General features: G+C 41.4%; 25 protein-coding genes. 15 read left to right on the forward strand and 10 right to left on the reverse strand.

Annotated features, from left to right (window positions below):
* Positions 1–27: 27 nt before the first annotated feature.
* The 6 genes from ACMUMJ_RS05255 to ACMUMJ_RS05280 all read left to right on the forward strand — a co-directional run bounded on the left by ACMUMJ_RS05255 (position 28) and on the right by ACMUMJ_RS05280 (position 5,462).
* Positions 28–498, forward strand: coding sequence for a F0F1 ATP synthase subunit B (locus ACMUMJ_RS05255; protein ID WP_414677740.1), 471 nt, complete (start codon positions 28–30; stop codon positions 496–498).
* An 11-nt stretch (positions 499–509) separates the two neighbouring features.
* Entirely contained in the window at positions 510–1,046 is a 537-nt protein-coding gene (locus ACMUMJ_RS05260; protein ID WP_414677741.1) for a F0F1 ATP synthase subunit delta, read from the forward strand.
* A 38-nt stretch (positions 1,047–1,084) separates the two neighbouring features.
* Positions 1,085–2,629, forward strand: a complete 1,545-nt coding sequence (atpA, locus tag ACMUMJ_RS05265) for a F0F1 ATP synthase subunit alpha (RefSeq protein ID WP_414677742.1) — start codon at positions 1,085–1,087, stop codon at positions 2,627–2,629.
* Positions 2,630–2,716: 87 nt separating this feature from the next.
* Positions 2,717–3,577: a F0F1 ATP synthase subunit gamma gene (gene atpG / locus ACMUMJ_RS05270; protein ID WP_414677743.1), complete on the forward strand. Its 861-nt coding sequence runs from the start codon at positions 2,717–2,719 to the stop codon at positions 3,575–3,577.
* A gap of 29 nt (positions 3,578–3,606) precedes the next feature.
* The gene (gene atpD, locus ACMUMJ_RS05275) at positions 3,607–4,983 is read left to right on the forward strand and encodes a F0F1 ATP synthase subunit beta (protein WP_414677744.1); all 1,377 of its coding nucleotides are present in this window, start codon (positions 3,607–3,609) and stop codon (positions 4,981–4,983) included.
* Positions 4,984–5,045: 62 nt separating this feature from the next.
* Positions 5,046–5,462: a F0F1 ATP synthase subunit epsilon gene (locus ACMUMJ_RS05280; protein ID WP_414677745.1), complete on the forward strand. Its 417-nt coding sequence runs from the start codon at positions 5,046–5,048 to the stop codon at positions 5,460–5,462.
* A gap of 79 nt (positions 5,463–5,541) precedes the next feature.
* Here ACMUMJ_RS05280 and ACMUMJ_RS05285 read toward each other — a convergent pair whose 3' ends face one another.
* Positions 5,542–6,282, reverse strand: coding sequence for a TrmB family transcriptional regulator (locus tag ACMUMJ_RS05285; RefSeq protein ID WP_414677746.1), 741 nt, complete (start codon positions 6,280–6,282; stop codon positions 5,542–5,544).
* 123 nt (positions 6,283–6,405) lie between these two features.
* On the opposite strand from ACMUMJ_RS05285, the gene tcdA reads away from it, so the two are divergent.
* Genes tcdA through ACMUMJ_RS05300 form a run of 3 tightly spaced genes read left to right on the forward strand, consistent with a single transcriptional unit; the run spans position 6,406 to position 7,538 of the window.
* Positions 6,406–7,185, forward strand: a complete 780-nt coding sequence (gene tcdA, locus ACMUMJ_RS05290) for a tRNA cyclic N6-threonylcarbamoyladenosine(37) synthase TcdA (RefSeq protein ID WP_414677747.1) — start codon at positions 6,406–6,408, stop codon at positions 7,183–7,185.
* Position 7,186: 1 nt separating this feature from the next.
* Positions 7,187–7,324 (forward strand): hypothetical protein, encoded by a 138-nt coding sequence (locus tag ACMUMJ_RS05295; RefSeq protein ID WP_414677748.1) that lies wholly within the window; start codon positions 7,187–7,189, stop codon positions 7,322–7,324.
* A 22-nt stretch (positions 7,325–7,346) separates the two neighbouring features.
* A complete protein-coding gene (locus ACMUMJ_RS05300; protein ID WP_414677749.1) occupies positions 7,347–7,538 on the forward strand; it encodes a type 2 periplasmic-binding domain-containing protein in 192 nt (63 codons plus the stop codon).
* A 96-nt stretch (positions 7,539–7,634) separates the two neighbouring features.
* On the opposite strand, the gene ACMUMJ_RS05305 is transcribed toward ACMUMJ_RS05300, so the two are convergent.
* Both ACMUMJ_RS05305 and ACMUMJ_RS05310 read right to left on the reverse strand, forming a co-directional pair.
* Positions 7,635–8,030: a SufE family protein gene (locus ACMUMJ_RS05305; RefSeq protein WP_414677750.1), complete on the reverse strand. Its 396-nt coding sequence runs from the start codon at positions 8,028–8,030 to the stop codon at positions 7,635–7,637.
* 5 nt (positions 8,031–8,035) lie between these two features.
* On the reverse strand, positions 8,036–9,253 hold the full coding sequence (locus ACMUMJ_RS05310) for an aminotransferase class V-fold PLP-dependent enzyme (protein WP_414677751.1): 1,218 nt from the start codon (positions 9,251–9,253) through the stop codon (positions 8,036–8,038).
* Positions 9,254–9,415: 162 nt separating this feature from the next.
* Between ACMUMJ_RS05310 and ACMUMJ_RS05315 the strand changes: the two genes are divergently transcribed.
* Entirely contained in the window at positions 9,416–10,936 is a 1,521-nt protein-coding gene (locus ACMUMJ_RS05315; protein ID WP_414677752.1) for a GntR family transcriptional regulator, read from the forward strand.
* 22 nt (positions 10,937–10,958) lie between these two features.
* On the opposite strand, the gene ACMUMJ_RS05320 is transcribed toward ACMUMJ_RS05315, so the two are convergent.
* Positions 10,959–11,429, reverse strand: a complete 471-nt coding sequence (locus ACMUMJ_RS05320; protein ID WP_414677753.1) for an Lrp/AsnC family transcriptional regulator — start codon at positions 11,427–11,429, stop codon at positions 10,959–10,961.
* Positions 11,430–11,553: 124 nt separating this feature from the next.
* Here ACMUMJ_RS05320 and ACMUMJ_RS05325 point away from each other — a divergent pair, with 124 nt between their 5' ends.
* The gene (locus tag ACMUMJ_RS05325) at positions 11,554–12,792 is read left to right on the forward strand and encodes an aminotransferase class V-fold PLP-dependent enzyme (protein ID WP_414677754.1); all 1,239 of its coding nucleotides are present in this window, start codon (positions 11,554–11,556) and stop codon (positions 12,790–12,792) included.
* Positions 12,793–12,831: 39 nt separating this feature from the next.
* On the opposite strand, the gene ACMUMJ_RS05330 is transcribed toward ACMUMJ_RS05325, so the two are convergent.
* The 3 genes from ACMUMJ_RS05330 to ACMUMJ_RS05340 form a co-directional block, all read right to left on the reverse strand.
* On the reverse strand, positions 12,832–13,455 hold the full coding sequence (locus tag ACMUMJ_RS05330; RefSeq protein WP_414677755.1) for a DsbA family protein: 624 nt from the start codon (positions 13,453–13,455) through the stop codon (positions 12,832–12,834).
* 143 nt (positions 13,456–13,598) lie between these two features.
* A complete protein-coding gene (locus tag ACMUMJ_RS05335; RefSeq protein ID WP_414677756.1) occupies positions 13,599–14,798 on the reverse strand; it encodes an amino acid aminotransferase in 1,200 nt (399 codons plus the stop codon).
* A 280-nt stretch (positions 14,799–15,078) separates the two neighbouring features.
* Positions 15,079–15,276 carry a PA3496 family putative envelope integrity protein gene (locus tag ACMUMJ_RS05340; RefSeq protein WP_414677757.1) on the reverse strand — a complete coding sequence of 66 codons (198 nt, stop codon included), beginning with the start codon at positions 15,274–15,276 and terminating at the stop codon, positions 15,079–15,081.
* Between the two features lie 198 nt (positions 15,277–15,474).
* Between ACMUMJ_RS05340 and uvrD the strand changes: the two genes are divergently transcribed.
* The 4 genes from uvrD (at position 15,475) to ACMUMJ_RS05360 (ending at position 20,544) form a co-directional block, all read left to right on the forward strand.
* Complete coding sequence (gene uvrD, locus ACMUMJ_RS05345) at positions 15,475–17,673, forward strand: DNA helicase II (protein WP_414677758.1); 2,199 nt, start codon at positions 15,475–15,477, stop codon at positions 17,671–17,673.
* A gap of 216 nt (positions 17,674–17,889) precedes the next feature.
* Positions 17,890–18,111: a hypothetical protein gene (locus ACMUMJ_RS05350; protein WP_414677759.1), complete on the forward strand. Its 222-nt coding sequence runs from the start codon at positions 17,890–17,892 to the stop codon at positions 18,109–18,111.
* A 106-nt stretch (positions 18,112–18,217) separates the two neighbouring features.
* Positions 18,218–19,276, forward strand: coding sequence for a Gfo/Idh/MocA family protein (locus ACMUMJ_RS05355; RefSeq protein ID WP_414677760.1), 1,059 nt, complete (start codon positions 18,218–18,220; stop codon positions 19,274–19,276).
* Between the two features lie 155 nt (positions 19,277–19,431).
* Positions 19,432–20,544, forward strand: a complete 1,113-nt coding sequence (locus ACMUMJ_RS05360) for a TRAP transporter substrate-binding protein (protein ID WP_414677761.1) — start codon at positions 19,432–19,434, stop codon at positions 20,542–20,544.
* A 359-nt stretch (positions 20,545–20,903) separates the two neighbouring features.
* On the opposite strand, the gene ACMUMJ_RS05365 is transcribed toward ACMUMJ_RS05360, so the two are convergent.
* From ACMUMJ_RS05365 to ACMUMJ_RS05375, 3 genes are all read right to left on the reverse strand, one after another.
* Positions 20,904–21,902, reverse strand: a complete 999-nt coding sequence (locus ACMUMJ_RS05365) for a sterol desaturase family protein (RefSeq protein WP_414677762.1) — start codon at positions 21,900–21,902, stop codon at positions 20,904–20,906.
* 89 nt (positions 21,903–21,991) lie between these two features.
* On the reverse strand, positions 21,992–23,386 hold the full coding sequence (locus ACMUMJ_RS05370; RefSeq protein ID WP_414677763.1) for a DUF4856 domain-containing protein: 1,395 nt from the start codon (positions 23,384–23,386) through the stop codon (positions 21,992–21,994).
* 302 nt (positions 23,387–23,688) lie between these two features.
* Complete coding sequence (locus ACMUMJ_RS05375; protein ID WP_414677764.1) at positions 23,689–24,378, reverse strand: 1-pyrroline-5-carboxylate dehydrogenase; 690 nt, start codon at positions 24,376–24,378, stop codon at positions 23,689–23,691.
* Positions 24,379–24,381 lie beyond the last annotated feature (3 nt).

The raw sequence follows: 24,381 nt of genomic DNA on the forward strand, positions 1-24,381 counted from the left end.
TAAACGACTTAGAGCGAGGACATTAGCGTGACTTTGAATCTCACACTCGTCGGCCAAGCTATTTCGTTTGCCATTTTTGTCTGGTTCTGCATGAAATTTGTGTGGCCACCAGTTATTGCTGCGCTAGAAGAGCGCAGCAAGAAAATTGCAGATGGTTTAGAAGCAGCGAATCGTGCTTCCCGAGATCTTGAACTAGCACAAGAACAAGCTAGTCAGGCATTGAAGGAAAGCAAAGCTCAAGCAGCCGAGATTATTGAACAAGCCAACAAACGTGCAAACCAAATTATTGACGAAGCGAAAGAGCAAGCATTGACTGAAGGTCAACGTTTGCAAACAGCCGCTAAAGCAGAGATTGAACAAGACGTAATGCGTGCTAAAGAAGCATTACGCTCTCAAGTTTCTCTACTTGCAGTGACTGGTGCAGAGAAAATTTTGGGTGCCATTGTTGACGAAAAAGCCCACAGCGAGCTAGTTGAAAAACTCGCAGCAGAGCTTTAAGCGAGGGTCCAATGGCTGAATTAAAGACAGTCGCGCGCCCGTATGCAAAAGCAGCGTTTGACGTGGCACGTGAAAATAATCAAGTTGTTGAATGGGACAATATGCTCAGTATATTTGCTCATTCTGCAAGTGATAGTAATTTTTCACAAGCTCTAGCAAACCCTTCTTTTAGTGCGGAAGAAAAGGCAAGTGCTCTAGCTGATGTATGTACTGAAGTGACCACAACTGAAGGGAAAGCATTTTTGCTTACCTTAGCAGAAAATAATCGTTTGACATTATTACCGGTTATTTCAACGTTGTTTAACGAGTTAAAGTTGAATTATGAGAAAGCGGTAGATGTTGTTGTGACATCTGCTTTTCCTCTTACAACTGAACAAGAAAATACATTAGCCGTTTCATTAGGTAAAAAATTAGATCGAACGATCAATTTATCGAGTGAAACAGACGCAGACCTGATTGGTGGCGCGGTTATCCGAACAGGTGACTTAATCATCGACGGTTCAGTACGCGGAAAATTAGCAAAACTGGCCGAGGCGATAAACTCCTAGTGTTTTGAAAAATCAAAACCAGGGTTGAGGAATTTAGCATGCAGCAACTGAATCCATCTGAGATCAGTGAGATCATTAAGAAGCGCATCGATAATCTTGATGTCTCTTCTGATGCCCAAAATGAGGGCACAATAGTCAGCGTAGCAGACGGTATCGTATTGATTCACGGTCTAGCTGACGTAATGTACGGGGAAATGATTGAATTCCCTGGTGGTATTTTTGGTATGGCATTAAACCTAGAGCGTGACTCTGTTGGTGCTGTAGTATTAGGTAACTACCAACACCTTGTAGAAGGTCAAAAAGTTAAATGTACTGGCCGTATTTTGGAAGTTCCAATCGGTCCAGAACTATTAGGTCGTGTTGTTGACGCATTGGGGAACCCAATCGATGGCAAAGGTCCTATAAATGCACAACTAACTGATGCCGTTGAAAAAGTTGCACCTGGTGTAATTGAACGTCAATCAGTGGATCAACCAATCCAAACAGGTTACAAAGCGGTAGACGCTATGGTACCTGTAGGTCGTGGTCAACGTGAGTTGATCATCGGTGACCGTCAAATTGGTAAAACAGCACTTGCTATCGACACAATCATTGCTCAAAAAGACAGTGGTATTAAATGTGTTTATGTAGCTGTTGGTCAAAAGCAATCTACTATCGCTAACGTAGTTCGCAAATTAGAAGAAGCTGGTGCAATGGAATATACAACAGTTGTTGCTGCGGGTGCATCTGACCCTGCTGCTATGCTGTTCTTAGCTCCATACACTGGTTGTACTATGGGTGAATACTTCCGTGATCGCGGTGAAGATGCGTTGATCGTGTATGATGATTTGACTAAACAAGCTTGGGCTTACCGCCAAATTTCATTGCTACTTCGTCGTCCTCCAGGTCGTGAGGCTTACCCAGGTGATGTTTTCTATCTACACTCTCGTCTTCTTGAGCGCGCATCTCGCGTCAATGTGGATTATGTAGAAGCCTTCACTAAAGGGGAAGTGAAAGGTAAGACTGGTTCTTTGACTGCTCTACCTATCATTGAAACTCAAGGTGGTGACGTATCTGCGTTCGTACCAACTAACGTAATTTCCATCACTGATGGGCAGATATTCTTGGAAGCGAGCTCTTTCAATGCAGGTATTCGTCCTGCAATGAATGCTGGTATTTCTGTATCTCGTGTTGGTGGTGCTGCTCAGACTAAAATAGTTAAAAAACTAGGCGGTGGTATTCGTCTAGCATTAGCTCAATACCGTGAACTAGCTGCATTTGCTCAGTTCGCTTCTGACCTTGATGAAGCAACACGCAAACAATTAGAACACGGTAAACAGGTTACTGAACTGATGAAGCAAAAACAGTTTAGTCCAATGCCTGTTGCTGACATGGGCGTTATCCTTTACGCTGCTAATGATGGCTACCTTGCAGATGTTGAAACAAGCAAAATTGGCAGTTTTGAAGCATCTTTGTTGGGCTATATGCACAGCGAACATGCGGATTTGATGGTTGACATCAATAAAACTGGTAATTATAACGGCGAGATTGAAGCAACTTTTAAAGCGGCAATCGAGAAGTTTAAAGCAACACAAACTTGGTAATGGCTTTGGTGGTGTTGGTTTAGTGCTAAACATCACCAATCCATATTTGTTGTTTGTGAATTAACATTCTCACAAGGGCAGTTCATTATGGCAGTCGGAAAAGAGATACGCACACAGATTTCGAGCATAAATAATACACGTAAAATTACTCGTGCTATGGAAAAAGTAGCTGCGAGTAAGACACGTAAAGCTCAGGATCGTATGAGATCTTCTCGTCCGTATGCGGAGCGAATTCGCCAAGTCATTGGCCATTTGGCTAATGCTAATCCTGAGTATAAACACCGTTACCTTACCGATCGTGAGGCGAAGCGTGTTGGTTATATCATAGTCTCATCTGATCGTGGTCTATGTGGTGGTTTGAATGTAAATATATTCAAAACAGCATTAAAAGATATGAAACAGTTTTCCGATAACGGTATCGAAGTTGATATCTGTGCAATCGGTAATAAAGCTGTTTCATTCTTTAAGAACTACGGTGGTAATGTGACAGCTGCGGTTACCGGTTTAGGTGACGCGCCTGAAGCTTCTGTCCTAGTTGGCAGTATTAAGGTCATGCTGGATGCATTTGATGAAGGTCGTCTTGATCGTTTATATGTTGTTTCTAATGAGTTTATAAATACGATGACTCAGAAACCAACGGTTGAGCAACTTCTACCGCTTAATGCAGAAGAGAATGAAAAATTACAACACCACTGGGATTATATTTACGAACCTGAACCTGTTGAAATTCTTGATGGTTTATTGGTTCGTTTCATCGAATCTCAGGTATATCAAGCAGTTGTTGAAAACATTGCGTGTGAACAAGCCGCTCGAATGTTGGCTATGAAAAACGCAACGGATAACGCTGGTGATATCATCGATGAACTACAGCTGGTGTACAACAAGGCTCGTCAGGCAGCGATTACTCAGGAAATTTCTGAGATTGTAAGCGGCGCGGCAGCGGTTTAAGGTATTTTGGTATTATAGAGGATCCGAACATGAGTAGCGGACAAATCGTACAGATTATAGGTGCCGTCATCGACGTGGAATTCCCACGTGACAGTGTGCCAAAGATATATGATGCCCTTACAATTGAGGGTAGAGAGTTGGTGTTGGAAGTTCAACAACAACTAGGTGATGGTATTGTTCGTACTATCGCAATGGGATCAACAGAAGGTATGAAGCGTGGTCTAGTTGTAGACAACACAAATAACCCTGTTACTGTTCCTGTAGGTGTTAAAACACTAGGACGTATTATGGACGTTCTAGGTAATCCAATTGACGAAAAAGGCCCAATTGGTGCTGAAGATAATTGGTCGATTCACCGCGCAGCGCCTAGCTATGCGGAACAATCTTCTGGTAATGAACTACTAGAAACGGGAATCAAGGTAATAGACCTTGTTTGCCCTTTTGCGAAAGGTGGTAAAGTGGGTCTGTTTGGTGGTGCCGGTGTAGGTAAAACTGTAAACATGATGGAACTTATCCGTAACATCGCAATTGAGCATAGCGGTTACTCTGTATTCGCTGGTGTTGGTGAGCGTACTCGTGAAGGTAACGATTTCTATCATGAGATGACGGATTCGAACGTAATCGATAAAGTATCTCTTGTTTATGGTCAAATGAATGAGCCACCAGGTAACCGTTTACGTGTTGCTTTGACTGGTTTGACCATGGCAGAAAAATTCCGTGACGAAGGTCGTGATGTACTATTTTTTGTAGATAACATCTATCGTTACACATTGGCGGGTACTGAAGTATCTGCATTGTTGGGTCGTATGCCTTCTGCGGTAGGTTACCAGCCAACTCTTGCTGAAGAAATGGGCGTTCTTCAAGAACGTATCACTTCTACTAAGACGGGTTCTATCACATCTATCCAAGCGGTATACGTACCTGCGGATGATTTGACAGATCCATCTCCAGCAACAACATTCTCACATTTGGATGCTACTGTTGTATTGTCTCGTGATATTGCTGCATTGGGTATTTATCCTGCAATCGATCCACTAGATAGTACGTCTCGCCAGTTAGATCCTCTTGTAATTGGTCAAGAACATTATGATGTAGCTCGTGGTGTTCAGACTGTATTACAGCGTTATAAAGAATTGAAAGACATCATCGCTATCTTGGGTATGGACGAGTTATCTGAAGAAGATAAACAAACGGTTAACCGTTCTCGTAAAATCCAGCGCTTCTTGTCTCAGCCTTTCTTCGTAGCTGAAGTATTTACAGGCGCACCTGGTAAATATGTTTCTTTGAAAGACACTATTCGTGGCTTCAAAGGTATTTTAGACGGTGAGTTTGATGAATTACCAGAACAAGCGTTCTATATGATTGGCAGCATTGACGAAGCCGTTGATAAAGCTAAGAAACTTTAACCATGCATAACCGAAGTTTAGTTTTCTAAGCTTCGGTTAAGCCTGAATAAGAGAGGCATCTTATGGCTATCACAGTTCACTGCGATATCGTAAGCGCTGAGCAAGAGATTTTCTCTGGATCGGTAGAGACTCTTGTGGCATCCGGTAGTTATGGTGATCTAGGTATTACACCTGGTCATGCAGCGCTATTGACACCACTGCTTCCAGGCCCTGTTCGTGTGGTTAAACAAAACGGTGAAGAAGAGTTAATCTTCGTATCAGGTGGTTATCTTGAAGTACAGCCACATTGTATTACTGTTTTGGCAGATACCGCTATTCGTGCACACGATCTGGACGAAGCGGCTGCGTTAGAAGCGAAGAAACATGCAGAAGAATTATTGAGCCAACAAAACGCGGATATTGATTTTTCTCGTGCGTCTGCTGAACTAGCGGAAGCTGTAGCTAGGTTACGAACCATCAGTCAATTACGTCATAAATAATTGATTTAGTCGTACCAAGTCAAAAAAACCACCTTAGTGTAAACAAAGGTGGTTTTTTTACATCTATTTAAAAAGGATGTCACAATAATTTCCATAAAGTATCAAAAATAATCTGTTGTGCCTTAGATATGTCTTTTGATTCCAGAACAACAGCCGATGGAAAATTATTACTGGCCAGAGAAATAATAGCGCATTTTGGTGGATAGATAGCTATATAGCTAGCATCAACAGCCCCATCTGTTTTTATCCATTTACGTTCGGATAATTCGGCTTCTTCACCACCATCTCCAATGGCAATCACTTTCACATTAATGCCCAGTTTAACTCTATGTTTTGTATAGGTTGGAAAGGGGCGATATAAATAAGGTCGTATTGGTTTAGAAGAAAAAACACAATATTCTTTGTTATCCTGTTGAGAAACAACGTCCAAAATGTCTCTTAATACCCATTCAATACCATCATCGCCTTCATAATAACGCACGTTTGTTTGATTATAATCTGGTTGTTGTTGGTGTAAATTTGGAATAATAGTTGTTTTAAGGGATTCGATGGTTTTTTCTAAGCGTTGTTGTTTTTCTTCAGCAAGTCTTAATAAAATGTCAGGGTTTTCTGCTGAAAATAAGCGGCGCTTTCCTTTAGGAAAATAACTAACAATTCCTTTAACCTGCAACTGTTTAAGTGATTCGTACGCAGCACCTCTATTAATACCACTTTTTTCAGCGATGTCTCGAATAGAGGCTGGTCCAAGTTGTAATAAGGTTTGATACAATTGGGTCTCTCTTGGTGTAAGACCAAGTTGTTCAAATGCTTGTTGAATCATTCCGTATAACCTTTTTATTTGCGGTATTTCATGAAAGTAAAACTGAGTCAAAATTAGTAGAATTTGATTCTAATCAAGTTGGTTTAAAGATGCGATTTTTAGTTTGATTTTGAGGTGTTATAGGTGTCAGAAGAACAGCGTTTTGGTGGGATCAGGCGTTTATACGGTGTTAAAGCGTATGAACATTTTACTCAAGCACATGTTTGTGTTGTTGGAATTGGTGGGGTAGGAGCTTGGGCTGCAGAAGCATTGGCGCGCTCGGGAGTTGGTCAGATTACATTAATTGATATGGATGATGTTTGTATCACGAATACCAACCGTCAGATACACGCTTTGGACGGGAGCGTTGGTAAAGCCAAAGTGGATGTCATGGCCGAACGTATCAAACTGATCAATCCTAATTGCCAATTGAATGCTGTTGAAGACTTTGTGACACCAGAGAATGCTGCTGAATTGCTCAACAACCAATACGACTATGTAATCGACGCGATCGACAGCCTAAAACCAAAAGCCGCAATGGTGTCATGGTGCCGCCGTAATAAAGTTAAGATTATTACGATTGGTGGTGCGGGTGGTCAAATTGATCCGACGAAAGTTCAGATAGCAGATTTATCCCGCACAGAAAGAGATCCATTAGCCGCTAAACTACGAAACTTTTTAAGGCGTCATAACAATTTCCCTAAGAATACCAAGCGACGTTTTGAAGTTGAGTGTGTGTATTCTACTGAGCAACTTAGATATCAACATGAAGATGGTAATATTAGTCTACAGCGCCCTGACTGGGGGGCGAACACCAAACTTGGATGCGATTCAGGATTTGGCTCAAGTACGGTTGTAACCGCGACGTTTGGGCTAGTAGCTGCTGGAAGAGTCTTGGAAAAACTGGCTAAAATGGCAGGTTGATATGTGTTTGAGCATAATGGAAGAAAACCGATTAAGTGATTGGCCAGATCATCCTTTAGCGCAAAAAGACATTATTACGGAACAAGATTTGAGAGGAGAGTTTGTGCTTACTATCGTAGACAGCACTCTGATTTATTGAAGTGAACTAGGTAGTGTACTGAATGACAATACAAATTATGACTGATACTTCCCATACGGATTATGCCATGATTGCGGCAGGAATGGCTGTCGGTGTGTTAGAGCCTTTTGCGGCTTGTGGTTGGGAAAATAATAACGTGGTAATTAGGCTCTTTGAACCTTCTATTTTACTGTCTATATGGACTGGTGTACCCAATCAATGCTCGTCACTATAAATTCCTATATAACCCTACTGAAACCATTCAAAATGTCGCTAAATTCACGGATGACTTTAAGAATGACTACGTCGATAAGAAAAGACAAAGCTCGGTTTATTTTTGCGCGATTTTATCCAATATGGACAATACGCCGTTTGTTCTGGACGTGGTAAGATAACTGGATAAGTTAAATTCAGCCAGTTTAGCCTTCAAATCCATTGTTTGAATCTCGGTGATGGTTTTACCTTCCAGTATGCTTAATATCGCAACTAACACGCCTCTCATTAGTTTTGCGTCGCTGTCGGCTCTGAATTGAGGAACATTTGTTTCATTATCGATAATAAGCCAAACGGCACTTTCACACCCTTTTACTTGATTATTGTTGGTTTTTTCTTCTGCACTGAGTCTCGATAAGGTTTTGCTTAAGGTGACCAATGTTTTAAAGGTGTCTTCTTTACTGCGACATGCCTGTAGTTGCTCTTTAATACGTTGATGAGAGAATGAACTCATTAACATTAATCCTCGGATAAAAACTCAATGCCGTCCAGTAAAGTGTTAGCAAAGTACTCGGCTTCTTCTATGGTATTGTAGCAAGCAAAAGACGCTCTTAATGTGCCAGATACCCCTAATTGCGCCATCAAAGGGTGTGCACAATGGCTGCCTCCACGAACGGCAATGCCTTTGCTGTCTAGATAGCCATTTAAATCCATAATATGAGGACCTTTTACCGATAAAGAAACAAGGGTACAAGTGTCTTTAGGGGAATAAATTTCAATATCGGTTCTGTTTCCTAATAACGCATGAACGCTTTGGACTAAGAATTGTTCCCACTGAAGCAGTGATTCTCGGTCGTGCTTTTGCAAATATTCACAGGCAGCGGCTAAACCAACGGCTCCTTCAATGTTTGGTGTACCTGCTTCAAGGCGATAAGGAAGCACATTAAACTCTGTTGCTTGATAAGTAACGTGCAGTACCATTTCGCCTCCCGTTTGAGAAGGTAATAAGCTGTCTAAAGCATCTGTTTTTCCATAAAGTACACCTATTCCTGTAGGGCCATACATTTTATGTCCAGAGAAAACATAAAAGTCGCAATCTAATTGGTCCACGTCAATTTCATAATGGGCCACAGCTTGAGCGCCATCTATTAGGGTAATGGCATTAACTCGCTTCGCGTGTTGAATAACGTCTTGGACAGGGAGCGGCACACCAATGGCATTCGAAACTTGGGTGCAGGCAACAATTTTGGTTCTTTCTGAGAAGTAACTTGCGTATTCGGGTTGCCATAAACCATCAGACGTAAAAGGAATGACTCTTAATCGTGCACCTGTACGGAAAGCAAGTTGTTGCCAAGGCACTAAATTAGCATGATGTTCAAGGCTGGATATGAGGATCTCGTCTTCTGGGTCAATAAGGTGTTCAATGCCGTAAGCCACCATATTTATGGCTTCGGTGGTGCCTTTTGTCCAAATGACTTGTCCGTACTCGGGCGCATTGATAAATCGAGAAACAACTTGCCTAGCCCTTTCAAATTGAGAGGTGGCTTGATCGCTTAGGAAATGAGAACCACGATGGACATTGGCATTGGAGGTTTGGTAGTACCCGAGCAATCGTTCTAAGACGAACATTGGCTTTTGAGTTGTCGCAGCGTTGTCTAGATACACCAGCGCATGATCATTCGCTGGCTGTTGTAAAATAGGGAATTCTTGTCGAATAGAGTGAGGATCAAATACCATAGATTGACTCATGCTAAATATTTTCGAGTCATTTCATTGTACCTGAAGTCGCCAGAAAAATAGAACTTACGATTTTATTTTTTATTTTTAGTTGGAAAATACTTCATTCACGACCATTATTAGTTACAGAGTTTCATTTTATATATTTAAAAGGTACAAAAAATGACGGAATTTCTTTATCAAAACCTAATTGACTGGTTTCAGGAGCAGCTTGCGAAAGGTGCTTTTGTTGCTGGTGATAAAATGCCTTCGTTGCGGTCGGTTGCAAAAGAGCAAGGTGTTAGCTTAAACACCGTCATCCATGGTTATGAAGTATTGGTAAAAGAGGGCTGGATTGAATCACAGCCCAAATCAGGTTATTTTGTCTGTCATCGTTCTCAGCTGCGCGCCGCTATTCCTATTTTAAGTGATGTTTCACAGACGCTCACAACCGCTGCTTTATTGCCTTTTGATCAACGTGCATTTAACCAAACTGCGCTGACAGGGCAAGTTCATCCATTAATGAAGAGCGATTTATTTACGTTAGGTGCGAAATCACAAACGGCGATTGGGCAAGGAGACAAGGCTGTTCTTGATGGTGTGAATGAACATTTAACTGCGCTTGGTATCCAAAGTAAGTCGGATTCTATTTGGTTGGGGAGCAGCGCGCAGGCGATCTTTACTCAAGCGGTGCAGCAATTAACCAAAGTAAAAGATAAGGTTCTGGTTATTGCTCCGTGTGATTATCGTCTTACTCAAACTCTGCTGGATTTAGGTCGAGTCCCTGTTGTGGTTACCGCAGGCAATCACGGAGTAGATTTGGATTTGGCTCGTGCGTGTATTAAAGAACAAAAAATCAGATTAGTGGTATTACCTGGGCAATTTTCGTTACCAGCGGGTCAGCTAATTAGTAATTTAAGCTTAAGACGTTGGATTGCTTTATTAGATGAACAAAACTTGTTGGCCATTGAATGGGACATGTCCTCCTGTCTTAGCTATAAAGGTAAGTGGCCAATTACGTATAAGTCATTAGATACTCAAGGGCGCGTTCTCTATATTGGGGCGTTTGAGCACTTTGATCAATATGGTAATGACATCGCTTGGGTATTGCTGGATGGCAAGTTTGCTTCTTTTAATCATGTTTTTTTTGCTGCCCAACTAACGCCATCCTTAGGTGTTCAAAATGGGTTTTTACAAGGCGTAAAACAAAACTTGAATAGAAAACTTAATGGTTTAGCCCGTGCTATTTGGAGGAAATCCGAACGTATCAAAGCACAATTAGACTCTGCATTAGGTGAAAAAGTCAGTGTGATGCTGGCGAAAGGAGGGCGTTTTCTATGGTTGCGTTTTGATGCTTCTCTAACGGGTTCTCTAGACTCTGCATTGGAAATAGCGAAAACAACACGTAAATCAGGCCTGTTATCAGGCAAATCCGTTTTTTATGAAAATGGTGCGAATGAATGGTTGGCGTTGAACCTGACAACGGAAGAGCTTGATACAACGGTTCTGTGGTTGATTGAAACACTAACAAAAGTAGAAGAAGTGGAGCCTGTTGTGGCAGTCGATGATAGTGAGTCAGATACTTTGGGAGCCGATCCTACAGAGACGTCTGAAACGCCATCCAAAAAGCCACCAGAGTGCCAAGAAGAAATTGAGCCTGTTTATAACCCAATGCTAGATTTGATTAATCATGATTTTGGCTAGCTGATTTATCCAGTTGAATGCGTTAGTAGACAACAGGAACACCTCTTAATTTGGCCGTGTCGAGTTTCATATAAGATTTTGTACTGAGCACGGCAGGGTGTGAATAAAGGCGCTTGACAATAAGGTCAGTGAATTCTGTCATGTCTTTGGCGCTAACTTCCACGATTAAATCAACGTCCCCCGTGACGCCAAACACAGAAATAGCTCGGTTTTCCTCTTGTAGAAAATGCATAACCTCGTCTCTTGCATTGATCAAATCCTTATTGACTGTCACCAATGTCCAAGCAACCACGCTGTAGCCTAACTTTTCATAGTTGATATGAGCATGGTAGCCATTGATTACTCCTTGCTCTTCCAGTTTCCTTATCCGCCTCAAACATTGTGATTGAGACAAATTTGCCAGTTCTGAGAGCTGAATATTACTGGCACGGCCATTTTGTTCTAATGCGGTAATAATTTTATGATCTATCCTATCAAGGCAAATTTCAGTCATTAAGTCGACCTATCGTGCAAAAAAAGTGTATTAAGCTAGCGTTTTAGCCTAGAGATTGCAAACACCTTGTGTCAATTAATTTCTATACTTGAGTTAAGAATTTCACCCTTATATGGAGAGGTTTATGACCCCTAGTTTAGATATTGAGTTTGTTCGCTCACAATTTCCCGCTTTTGCAGAGCCGTCTCTTCAAGGGCAGGCTTTTTTTGATAATGCGGGAGGATCGTATGCCTGCACACAGGTGATTGATCATTTGACGCACTATTATAAAGAAACGAAATTGCAGCCTTATCATCTGCATCCAGCGTCTCAAAAGGCGGGTGAACAGATGGATTTATCCCATAAAAGGCTTGCTGAGTATTTAAATGTTGAGGCGAAAGATGTGCACCTTGGTCCATCCACTTCTCAAAATACCTATGTGCTGGCACAGGCATTTGGTGATATTTTGAATGAAGGAGATGAAATCGTCGTCACCAATCAAGATCATGAGGCAAACTCGGGCGTTTGGCGCCGTCTTTCAAAAAAAGGCGTTGTTGTGAAAGAATGGCCAATTGATCCGCTTACTGGGCAATTGGACGTTTCTCAATTAGACACATTGTTTACCGATAAAACGAAGTTACTCGTGTTCCCACATTGTTCAAACGTGGTGGCGCACATCAACCCTGTAGCTGAAATTTGCCGTAAAGCCAAACTGTGTGGTGTGAGAACTGTGGTTGATGGTGTGTCGTACGCTGGTCATGAATTGCCGAATGTTGGTGCTCTAGACGCAGATATTTATTTGTTTTCTCTTTATAAAGTGTATGGGCCTCACATTGGTGTGATGGTCATTCGTCCAGACTGTGCGGAAGCGTTAGGTAATCAATCACATTATTTTAATGGTGAATACAGGCATAAATGGTTTGTACCTGCTGGACCCGATCATGCGCAAGTTGCAGCAAGTCGAGGCGTTGTTGATTATTTTGATGTACTGCATGATCATCATTATCCTGAGGCGGCTGATGTCCAAGAAAAAGCAAAACGGGTTCGGTCTTTGATACATTTCGCAGAAGCCCCTTTGCTATCGCGGGTATTGTCTTTTGTTGACGGGCACCCACAGCTTTCGTTGTTAGGTTCATCCAACCCTCAAGAAAGGACGGCAGTTATTTCTTTGGTACCTAAGAACCAAACACCGCAACAGCTGGCATTGGCGTTAATAAAACAAGGTATTATTTGCGGTACAGGGCACTTTTATGCGGTGAGATTATTAGAAGCAATGGGAGTTAATACAGAAACCGGTGTATTAAGATTGTCTTTTGTCCATTACACAAATGAGCAAGAAATAGACCAGTTACTTAATGCTCTTGAATTGTGTTTATCACGCTAACGGCCGTTATTACGAACGAGTGTAAAAGAGGTGATAGAATTATATCACCGCTTTTATGTCGTTCAACATGGATGTTATGTCTTCGTAATCTAAAGGAATATGCACCAATTTATCACCTTTTAAGACGGCTAAAGAAGGGAATGAATTTAAGCCTAAACTGCGAGCACTGTTGACTTCTTTTTCCAGTAATCCTTGTTCTTTAGTATGTTGCATGGCTTTTTTAAACTGCATGGGATTGAGCCCGATGTGTTCTGCACAATGGCTTAATGTTTCAACATCAGAAGGGTTTTGGGCGTTTAAATAATAAGCTTCTTGAATCGCTGACATCATGTCTGATTCTAAATTGTGGTCTCTTGCGACAAGGCACGCACGACAGGCAGGGTAAGTTGAGCGTCTAGGTTGGCATTGAGTCCAAAAATCAAAATTAAACTTTGTACCTAATTGACTTGCAATGCGTTCCCATGTGCCCTGTAGCAGAGTTTGCATCTGTGGGGGCATTGGTGCGTCTGAGTCGACAGCTAAGCCGCCGAGCATTGTGTTAATGTAAAGGTCACCAGACTCTATGATTGGCTCTAACGCTTTTTGCAATGCTTGCCAAGTTGGCTTAAATCCCCAACACCAACTGCACATAGGGTCATAACAGTAAATTAATGTGGCTGACATGATATGTCCTTAGTAATTGAAAAATACATTTTAAGAGCGTTACACAATGACTGAATTCGCCCACTCTGGATGAAAAATAGAGTCGAATAAAAAAGGCAAATCGATGATCTGCCTTTTATAAAAACGTAACGAGCCTTCTTAGATTAACTTTGCTTGAGTATGGCTGCAATAGCTGAGCATAAAGGATCCATATTATCATGCGCCATACCAGCGACATTGATGCGTCCTGAACCCACGATATAGATGCCGTATTGCTTTCTAAGTTGAGCGACTTGTTCTGGGTTGAGTCCTGAAAAAGAAAACATACCTTGTTGTTTAGAGATAAAAGAAAAGTCTTGCTCGACGCCTTTTGATCTCAATGTGCTAACAAACAAGCCACGCATATCGTGTATGCGAGTTCTCATGCTTTGTAATTCCATTTCCCATAAGCTGCGTAATACTTTATTGGATAAGATTTCTGTCACAATCGCCGCACCATGTGCTGGTGGATTAGAGTAGTTGGTTCTTGCTGCGCGTTTGATTTGAGTAAACGATGCATCGGCTTGTTCTGGTGTTTCACAAACAATGGTGATGGCGCCAACACGTTCATTGTACAAGCCAAAATTCTTAGAGAAAGAGCTGGCAATAAGCATCTCAGGCACTTGTTCCGAGAAAGCGCGTAACCCTTGAGCATCTTCCTCTAGGCCGACACCAAAACCTTGGTAAGCGAAATCAAATAACGGTAGAAAGCCTTGTTTACTGCATAATTTGGCTAGCTGTCGCCATTGGTCTTTTGTTGGGTCAATCCCCGTTGGGTTATGGCAGCAACCATGGAAGAGAACAATGTCCCCTTCAGGTATTTGAGAAAGGCTTGCTAATAGTGATTCGAAATCCAAACTTTTGGATGCTGCATTATAGTAGGCATAGCTGCCGACTTCTAAGCCAACAGATTGGAAAATCGCTTGATGGTTTGCCCATGTTGGATTGCTTACCCAAATAGTCGCTTCTGGCAGATGCTTTTTAATAAATTCGGCAGCAACACGTAATGCCCCTGTTCCTCCTGGTGTGTGGGCGGTATGAGCCAGTTTTTTATGAACAATTGGGTGATTGTCACCAAATAATAGTGTTTGAACAGTTTGTCGGTAATTCTCAGTACCTTCGATACTTAAATAGCTTTTTGTTAACTCCTGTTCTAGTAGTCGTTCCTCAGCTTGTTTTACTGCTTGAAGAATCGGTGTATTGCCTTTTTCATCTTTATAAACACCAACACCTAGATTAATTTTCTCAGGATTGGTTTCATTGTTGTAGGCGTCATTTAGGCCAAGAATAGGATCAGCTGGAGCGGCTTGAATATGTGCAAACATGGTGACTCCCCAATAGGGTTATTTACCGTTTTTAGTACATTTAAATGAGGGTATAAATTTTGTGGATATATTACTCGATGCGGCTTGACTCCGCTACCTTGAGACCGTTTTTATATGAAAAATGATGGGTATGAAGTGTAATTTTTTGATACGGCAAGACGCCGCTGTAGATAGTATTATAAGCGGTAAAAAAACATCATTAAGGGTTAATAAAGCAACGGGCATGAACGCTGAGGCAAATGTTTACTAACCCTAAGAGGGTACGATTTAATCCAGAGTGTTAGTTTAAGTCCCACCCATTTGAAATGGATTCATTTAATCGTTTTTCCTCCAGATAATCTTCAATAGAGCGTCTCGCTTTTAACATGCGAATACTGCCTTCTTTTTGATCCTTTTCGTTTTTCTCGTTGTCTATCGACATGGAAGCGTAAAGAATATTTGTTTTCACTTCACTTAACATTTGAGTAGACTTGCTCATCGTGATTCCTCTCTGAATTAACCAAGATGACAGAGAATGTATTGATTACTGTCATCGACCAGTGAAAAAAGCCAAAATAGGCATACAACAAGTAATATGTTTTAAAAAACACTATTTTTGATCAAAAATCAACCTATTTTTGGTCTCAATATCTTTTATACGCAACTTATATGACAGTTTAAATACGGCGGGCAATGAATGGACGTTTCTTTTATTTTAGATGATTTAAATGATAAGCAGAGAGACGCTGTCGCAGCGCCGTTACAAAACACACTCATTTTAGCTGGGGCAGGCAGTGGCAAGACGCGGGTATTAGTGCATCGTATTGCATGGTTAATGAACATGTATGAAATCTCGCCGTACAGCTTGATGGCTGTAACCTTTACCAATAAATCAGCAAAAGAAATGCAATCTCGAATTGAGCAGTTAGTGGGGGTGCCTCCACAAGGTATGTGGGTAGGGACATTCCACGGCTTAGCGCATCGATTATTACGTGCACATTGGCGTGATGCGGGATTAAAAGAAAACTTTCAAATCATGGACAGTGATGATCAGTTACGTCTCGTTAAACGAATTATGAAAGCCTTCAACATCGACGACACACGCTGGCCTCCAAAGCAAGTGTGTTGGTTTATCAATGCTCAAAAAGATGAAGGCCGCAGAGCTGCACATGTTCCAGACAGTCACGACCCTTTCTCCAAAGGAATGAAAGAGCTGTACTTTCATTATGAAGAAGCGAGTGAGCAGGGCGGATTATTGGATTTTGGCGAGCTTTTATTGAGGACACACGAATTATTATTGGGAAACCCGCCTTTATTAAGGCATTACCAAGAACGTTTTAAGCACGTTTTAGTGGACGAATTTCAGGATACAAACAGCATTCAATACGCATGGTTACGTATTTTAGTCGGTCAAGAAGGCTCGATTACGGCCGTCGGAGATGATGACCAATCCATCTACGGTTGGCGTGGTGCGAAAATTGAAAACATTCACAATTTCACAAAACACTTTGCTGATGTAAATACCATTCGTTTAGAACAAAACTACCGCTCTACAGGACACATACTGAAAGCCGCCAACGGGTTGATTAGTAACAATGAAGATCGTTTAGGAAAGGAGCTTTGGACAGACAGTGGTAGCGGCGAGCCTATTTCTCTTTATGCTGGTTTTAACGAACAGGACGAAGCGCGTTTTATTACCGAGATTATAAAAAAATGGCGTGATAAAGGGTCAGACCTCAGAGACATAGCCATTTTATATCGATCGAATGCCCAATCTCGCGTGGTTGAGGAATGTTTGGTTAGGGAACAAATTCCATACAGAATTTATGGTGGCCACAGATTTTACGATCGTTTAGAAATTAAAAATGCTCTAGCTTATGCCCGACTAGCAATGGACCCAAATGACGATGGTGCCATGGAGCGGGTCATTAACGTGCCTCCTAGAGGTATCGGTGAACGGAGCATTGGAACCTTAAGAGAACTGGCCCGGGATCAAGGTTTTTCCATGTGGAAAGCCGCTGTAACCGTGGTTGAACAAAGCGTATTACCCGCTAGAGCGAGTAATGCTATTAGAAGCTTTTTAACATTAATTGAAGGCATGTCATCGTGCATCCAACAACCTGATCTTGGTTTAGGCGATGTATTCGAACAACTTATCCAAGAAGCTGGGTTAATTCCTTTTCATGAAAAGGAAAAGGGCGAAAAAGGCGAAGCGCGAGTAGAAAACTTAAAAGAGTTGGTGAGTGCCGCCAGTGGGTTTAATTGGTCTTCAGAAGATGAAGAATTTAGTTCACCCTTGATGGCGTTTCTTGATAAAGCCGTTTTAGACGCGGGTGAAGCACAGGCGGATGAATATCAAGACTCTATTCAATTGATGACCTTGCATGCTGCCAAGGGGCTAGAGTTTCCATTGGTCTTCTTAACCGGTGTCGAAGAGAGTTTATTCCCAAGCAAAATGTCTTTTGAAGAGCCGGGGCGTTTAGAGGAAGAGCGTCGACTGTGTTATGTAGGCATTACCCGCGCGATGGAAAAACTCTACATTACCTACGCAGAATCACGTCGTCTGTATGGCAGTGAATCGTTTAACAGCCCTTCTCGATTTATTAGTGAGATTCCGGCGGATTGTATTGAAGAAGTGCGTTTACGATCGCAAGTAAGCCGCCCTGTTTCTATGCAACGACCAACAGTCAATCGACCAATGAACTCATCGCTCAGCAATCTACAGCAGTCGGTGATTGATATCAGTATAGGAGACACAGTAAAACATCCTGTATTTGGAGAAGGGTTGGTCATTAACAATGAAGGTCAAGGGGCTCAGACCCGCGTCCAAGTCAATTTTGATGATGAGGGAAGTAAGTGGTTGGTATTGGCATTTGCCAAACTAGAGGTCTTATAGGCAGTGATAAACTACCGTTAACATAAGCTTTGAAATTTGCACCATTTACTCAAAACTCTTGTCTTTTTTATCTACGCCACGTCGTCGTTATTGCATTAAAGATAAGCGTTTTTTATCTCTTATACGATGAATACCGTGAAGGAAACCATGAAACAACTTGATGTTTTACTCGGCGTTTTTTAGATTCAACTCTTAATTAATAATACGGTGGTTTTTATGAATGAAGAAGATAAAAAAGCGACATTAGAGGCGTTAAAAATTGCGTTTACATACATGCCTAAGTCAATTGAAGTGAATAAATACGAATACGGCGATCGATACCAAGTCGTGCTAGAGCATGTAGAAACAGTGAGGGAAGTGTTATTGGTTAATGGCATCGACCCCGATGAGGTGGATGGTGAAGTGAATACGGACATTGCTCCTAACTCGACGTATTAGCCGTTGATAAATCTTACGTGATAACGGTCATTTCTTTTTCCTCGGGTATTCTTTTATCCTGTAGACTGTTTTGACGTATTAACATCAAATAAGAGAGGAGTGTGAAATGTCGATATCAGTAGGGCTAATAGGGTTTGGGCTGTCGGGTCGCATTTTTCATGCACCTTTTATTCTTGCGAATACCAATATGTCTCTGGACTGTGTGTGCAGTAGCAAGCCTGAGGAAGTGGCGTTGCTTGCACCTAAAGCCCGAGTGGTTGCGACTACGGAGGCTTTGATAGCCGATGAAAGCATTGATCTTGTGGTCATTACGTCACCGAATCATGTCCATTTTTCTCTTGCTGAAGCCGCGTTGCTTGCGGGGAAACATGTTTTATTGGAAAAACCTTCTGTTACCAATTTAGCGCACATTGAAACTTTGTCTTCGATAGCCGCTTCAAAAAATTTGGTTCTAAGTGTGTATCAGAATCGTCGATTTGACAGTGACTTTGTACGCTTACGTGAATTGGTTGCGTCTTCAACCATTGGAAATATAAAGTACATTGAATCCCGTTTTGATCGTTTTCGTCCTAATGTGCAAGACAGATGGCGTGAACTGCCGGGAGAGGGTACAGGAATTTTTTGGGATTTGGGACCGCATCTACTTGATCAAATACTATGCCTCTTTGGTGATCCTTTATGGGTTCAAGCAAGTATGGAAAAACTTAGGGACCAGAGTGAAGCAATCGATTTTTTTAATGTCGAGCTAGGGTATGACGATAAAAGCATTCGTATTGCATCATCACCGTTTGAAGCGGGAAATCAGATGAGGTTTAAAGTGAATGCCACAAAAGGCAGTTGGCATTGCGTTGGTTTAGACCCTCAAGAAGAAGCATTAAGAGCAGGGCAAATGCCAAGCGACTCTGAGTTTCCAAGTATGGGGACGATTCAATCTGCCACCTTGTATCAAGCGAATTCAGACGGCGTAGTTGAAGAGATTGAGGAGTCGTTAGCATTGAGTTTATACAATGCGTTCTACCAATCGTTAAGCCAAGCTATTTTGGGAAACGGTGACGCATCTGTTAGTTTAAATGATGCTTGTAGATTGATTTATGGGTTGGAGTTGGCGGAGAAATCGTCAACGAAAGGGAGTCGATTGCCTTGGGTATATACACCATCGTTTTGAACTCTCCACAAGCAAACTTAAAAAAAATTCAAAATTCTATTGAGAGAATGCCGAACTCCTCATAGTATCTAGGTTAGGGCTTACGTTTATTGAATAAAATAAAGCGTATTGAAAATAAGAATACATTAAAAATAATAATATTGAGGGATTGTATAATGTTAACAGTTAAAGATTGGGGTAAGTTTGCACTGGCAAGCTTGGCCGCTGCAACGTTGGTTGCGTGTGGCGGTGCTGAAAAAGAAATTGTAGAAGTGGAAGTTGAAAAGAAAGTTGAGACCATTAATTGGAAAATGGTCACCACTTGGCCGAAGAATTTTCCTGGCTTGGGAACGGGCGCAGAAAACTTAGCGAAGAGCATTACTGAAATGTCTGGTGGACGTTTAAATGTAAAGGTGTACGCTGCAGGCGAATTGGTTCCACCATTAGAAGTGTTTGATGCGGTATCACGTGGTACGGCTGAAATGGGTCACGGTGCGGCTTACTACTGGAAAGGCAAAGCACCTTCTGCACAATTCTTCACAGCGGTTCCATTTGGTTTAACAGCTCAAGAAATCAATTCTTGGATTTACCATGGCGGTGGTATGAAGCTATGGGAAGAGGTATACGAACCATTTAATCTTATTCCTTTAACTGCAGGTAACACTGGCGTACAAATGGGTGGCTGGTTTAATAAAGAAATCAATTCCGTTGATGACTTTAAAGGCCTGAAAATGCGCATACCAGGTCTAGGTGGCGAAGTATTGAAAAAAGCCGGCGGTATTCCTGTTAACCTTCCTGGTGGTGAAATCTTCACCGCATTACAAACAGGTACAATTGATGCAACTGAGTGGGTTGGCCCATATAACGATTTAGCATTTGGTTTATACAAAGCGGCTAAATATTATTACTACCCAGGTTGGCATGAGCCTGGTTCCTCAATGGAAGCAATGGTCAACAAAACAGCGTTTAACGCGCTTCCAAAAGATTTACAGTTGATTGTTCGCTCTGCGGCTCGTCAAGCAACTCAAGATATGTTGGATGAATTTACAGCATTGAATAACGATGCACTTAAAACATTAGTTGAAGAGCACAATGTACAGCTTAAACCATTTCCTAAAGATGTATTGAACGCTCTGAAAGCGGCGTCTGAAACAACGTTAGAAGAAGTGGCAGCGAGCGATGAAATGAGTGCAAAAGTATATGCATCATTTAAAGACTTCCGTGAAAAAGTGGGTGCATGGCACTCAGTATCTGAACGTGCTTACATCAATGCACGTGACGGTGATTAATTCTGATTGTTAATTTTTTATAACGAATCATGAATCATAAAAAAACCCAAACCTTGAAGGTTTGGGTTTTTTTATGGACGTTTGACGCTAATGGTTATGGCTATAGTTACAATGTTTTCATGTATTCCACTAATTGCCATTTTTCTGCATCAGTCAAGTCCGTACCAAAATCGTGTCCAAGGTTTGAGTTACCTTTAGCGATTTCTCCAGCGGAATTAAAGACATTAAATTCACTAGATGGGCTAGGATAGGGACCAATTTCTCAGCTTCAGGTCTGAATTTGTCACCAGCTAGAATAAGTTGTTTTTCACCCTCTAAAATCAATGTTTTAGCTTAATGAAACTCAGCATTTCATGTGGTCATTGGATCTGTTCCAACCTCTTTCTTAGGTTGAGTAAGCGTTTTTTAAAGATGACCCAAGCAAGCTGAAGGGGCACATAATACAGTTCGAATAATTTAGGGCTCTTCATTTTCCCTGACACACCAAAGTGTATTTTTTGATGGTCGTTGCCAAACTGTAACGTTCCAAACAAACGATCCCACACAGCCAATACCACACCAAAATTGCAATCAAAATGAGAGGGGTTTAAGGAATGGTGCAATTGATGCTGTGCTGGCGAAACAATGAATCTTTCTAAGTACTTGCCGTAACTGATCGGTAGTGTACTGTGTCGTAAATTGGCACCAAAAAGGTTAAACAAATAGGTACTGACGACAACGCCAAAGACGGTATAGAGCGACATTTGTTTTGGGAAACAGACCGCGAATACACCAATGACGATACCCTGAGCAACGGCTGAGCGAAGAGAAAACAATATCCCTTCTAAAGGGTGAGTACGGAATACAGTGAACGGCGTCATCGTTTCAGCACTGTGATGAACTTGATGAAATGCCCATAACGTAGGCGATTTATGCATTAACCAGTGTAGGAAAAAACGTGAGAAATCATCAATAATAAAAAAACAGGCGGTAAATAAAGCAACAACCCAGCCATTAGGCAAAGTGATAATGGCCGTACCATCGATCCAGCTAAACGCTTGCCAATTCAATGCCTGCCAATAAATCCAAGTAGCAATAACCGCTTGAGACAGCAGAGAAGGGCCGATGAGTGATATGATCAGTTTATTGAGCAACCACATACTGTAATCGCGCCTAGACGATGGGTGCCACCATATAGCAGGAGCCAGCCAACTAAGGGAATGCTTGAAACCTTGTTTACCGTATTTAAGCGCATACCAAGTACTGGCAAAAACAATTGCGGTAAATAGATACAACAAAGTAACCCGCTTTTTGGGGTTAATAAGATCAGCAAAGGCATCGCTTAATGTCAGCGAGAACCATTCAAAAAAAGCATCCAAATAAAAATACGGCCATTGATAAGATCAATGGCCGCTCCAGTTTATATCATTACTATTCTTGACAGTAATGTGATTAATGTATTTTAGTACTAGTCGTTTTCAGCGCTGTTTGCTTCTGCGTCTACTTGCTTAAGTACATTCGCGATGTTGGCTGTTTCATCATTTAAGCGTGCGTCTAATGAAAATGCTTTGCCCAATAGATTCTGAACTTTAATCATATTCAATTGGTAAGACTTCATACTAATAGATGAAGATTGAACGTATTCGCCTTTCCCATTTAATGCAATAACTTGTGAGTCACCAAATAATACTGGGCTAAATCCAATAAGACGGTTTAGTTGAACTTCTGTTGCGCCAAGATCTTGCCCTGCTGCGCTTAAAGACAGTGCAAATCCTTTTAATTCGCCCCAATGTTTTGCGTAATTGCGGAAGGCTTTTTTAACGTCACCACCCGTTTGGCTTAGTGACTCTAATGTTGCCAAGTCACGATACACGCTGCCAGCGTATTTGAATGCGGCTTCAGCGATCACTTGTTGCCATTTTGTTTTGATGGTCTTTGCATAAGCATGCAGTTGTGATAGCTCTTCTGATGACAGTTTTTCACCTGCAGCGTTCTGAATTAAAGAACGACCATCGTGGAACGCTTTAACAATGGTGTGGAAGTATTCTGTGCCAGTTGAGCTATCAATAAAAGCTGCATAAGAGGCATAGGCATAGGCCATTTCACTGACAAGATCGACTTTACCATCGTTATTGAAATCTGCTTTTGCTAAATAGTCAGGGTTTAGCTTAACGATTTGTACAATTTCTTTCGGCGTTAAGTTAAGAGAATGTGCCGGAGCGCCAAAGTAGCCAAATGCCTCATCCCAAACGTGTTCTTTACCTGTGTATGGAACCCCTTTTTTGTATGGTTTGTTATTTGGGTAAGCACCTTCTTCCAATTTTTCGTCTAGGTAATGGTTAACTGCTTTGTTGTAGAAAACAGCGCCCATAGTGAATTTAGAAATTAACTGAGTGTAATCATAACCATTGATTGGATCAAAACCGGCTTTTGTATGGCTGGCTTTATCGATCATGTCAGCCAACACTTCTGCGCCAGACAGACTGCCAGGCCAGCCGCTGATAGCACCTTTGTAGGCACTGGATTGTAAGTCTTTACCTTTTGATAACTGATCAATATGAGTTTGTAGAATTGGAAAACCTTCTTTACTGACAGGGTCTACTATTACTCGACCTGCGTCTTTACTTCCATAATACATATTCAATTCTGCTTTTATGGAATCACTGTTTGATCCATCAGCTTTTTTAACGAGTTTTTTTAGAGAATTATGCAATGCATGACGAGCGATTTGGCCGCCATACGCAACAGAAGACGTTGCTTCACCTTGATAGCCTTTTAAGGTGACATCAAAATTATATTCTGCTGCAACAGCGGGTAATGTGATGCTTAAACCAATAAGTGACGCCAATAGACTTTTTTTCACAATGTTCTCCAAAATGCAAATTAAATTAAATATCTAACTGATAAAATTATGCTAACACAATAACGAACGCTAATGAAATCAATTATCATTAACTTTGTCAATGTGAAGCATATTTAATCAAATCCAGAGAACGTGGCAATGAATATAAAAGAAGCGTTTGGCTGAAGAAGCGGAGTGTTTGAGATACAAGAGTAAATAAAAACGCATTTTACGATGTGCCATATATTGTAAAATGAGTTAAGGAAGGTGCGACTGAGTCTTAGTAGACTTAGTCGCACCTTCCTTAATACGAAGTGGAAGTGCTATTCTTCCATAATGCCTAGTTCTAGCAAGGTCGCATTACCACCAATAGCGGTGGTATTAATGCTGATGGCACGTTCTGTAATAAAACGCAAGATGTAGTTAGGGTTTGCAATAGTTGGTAAATTCACTAAGTTCGTTTCTTCCACTAACTGACACAGAAGACCCTCTTTCTTCGCTAACCTTTGATAAAGATGAATGGCTTTTTCTGTTGATGTTAGAGCCGCGACACCCGCAATTAAAGGCGAATCAATAATAAGATCTTCGGTGATTTCATTCACGTTTTGAATGACTCCTTTCGGGAGTATTGGATCAAGTAACATGGTTATTTGTTCACCAAAGTCACCCACTGAAATGACCGTGTTACCCGCAATTAACGCAGCGTAAACCTGGCCAGTTAACGCTGTTTCATGCTCAGAATTATCTGACTTTAGATGAGAGGTACATAAAAACACTCCCCGACCTTGAGTGGATAACTCATTTTTCTCACCCGTAGGCCCTGGTAATGTCAGTACCTCGCCAATATGAGCTAAGGCATTACTAATTTGCCATTCAGCCATATGTTGAGGCCTGCCTTTTAAATTTTGTATAGAAACACGTAGCAAGTTTGCTCTTTCTTCTACGCCGAGCTGTTCCCAGTGATCAAGTGACTCTAATGCTGTTTGAATTTGAGCTGGTTGTATTTGTGTCATCTT

Source organism: Marinomonas phycocola (assembly GCF_047525455.1).
Lineage (GTDB): Bacteria > Pseudomonadota > Gammaproteobacteria > Pseudomonadales > Marinomonadaceae > Marinomonas.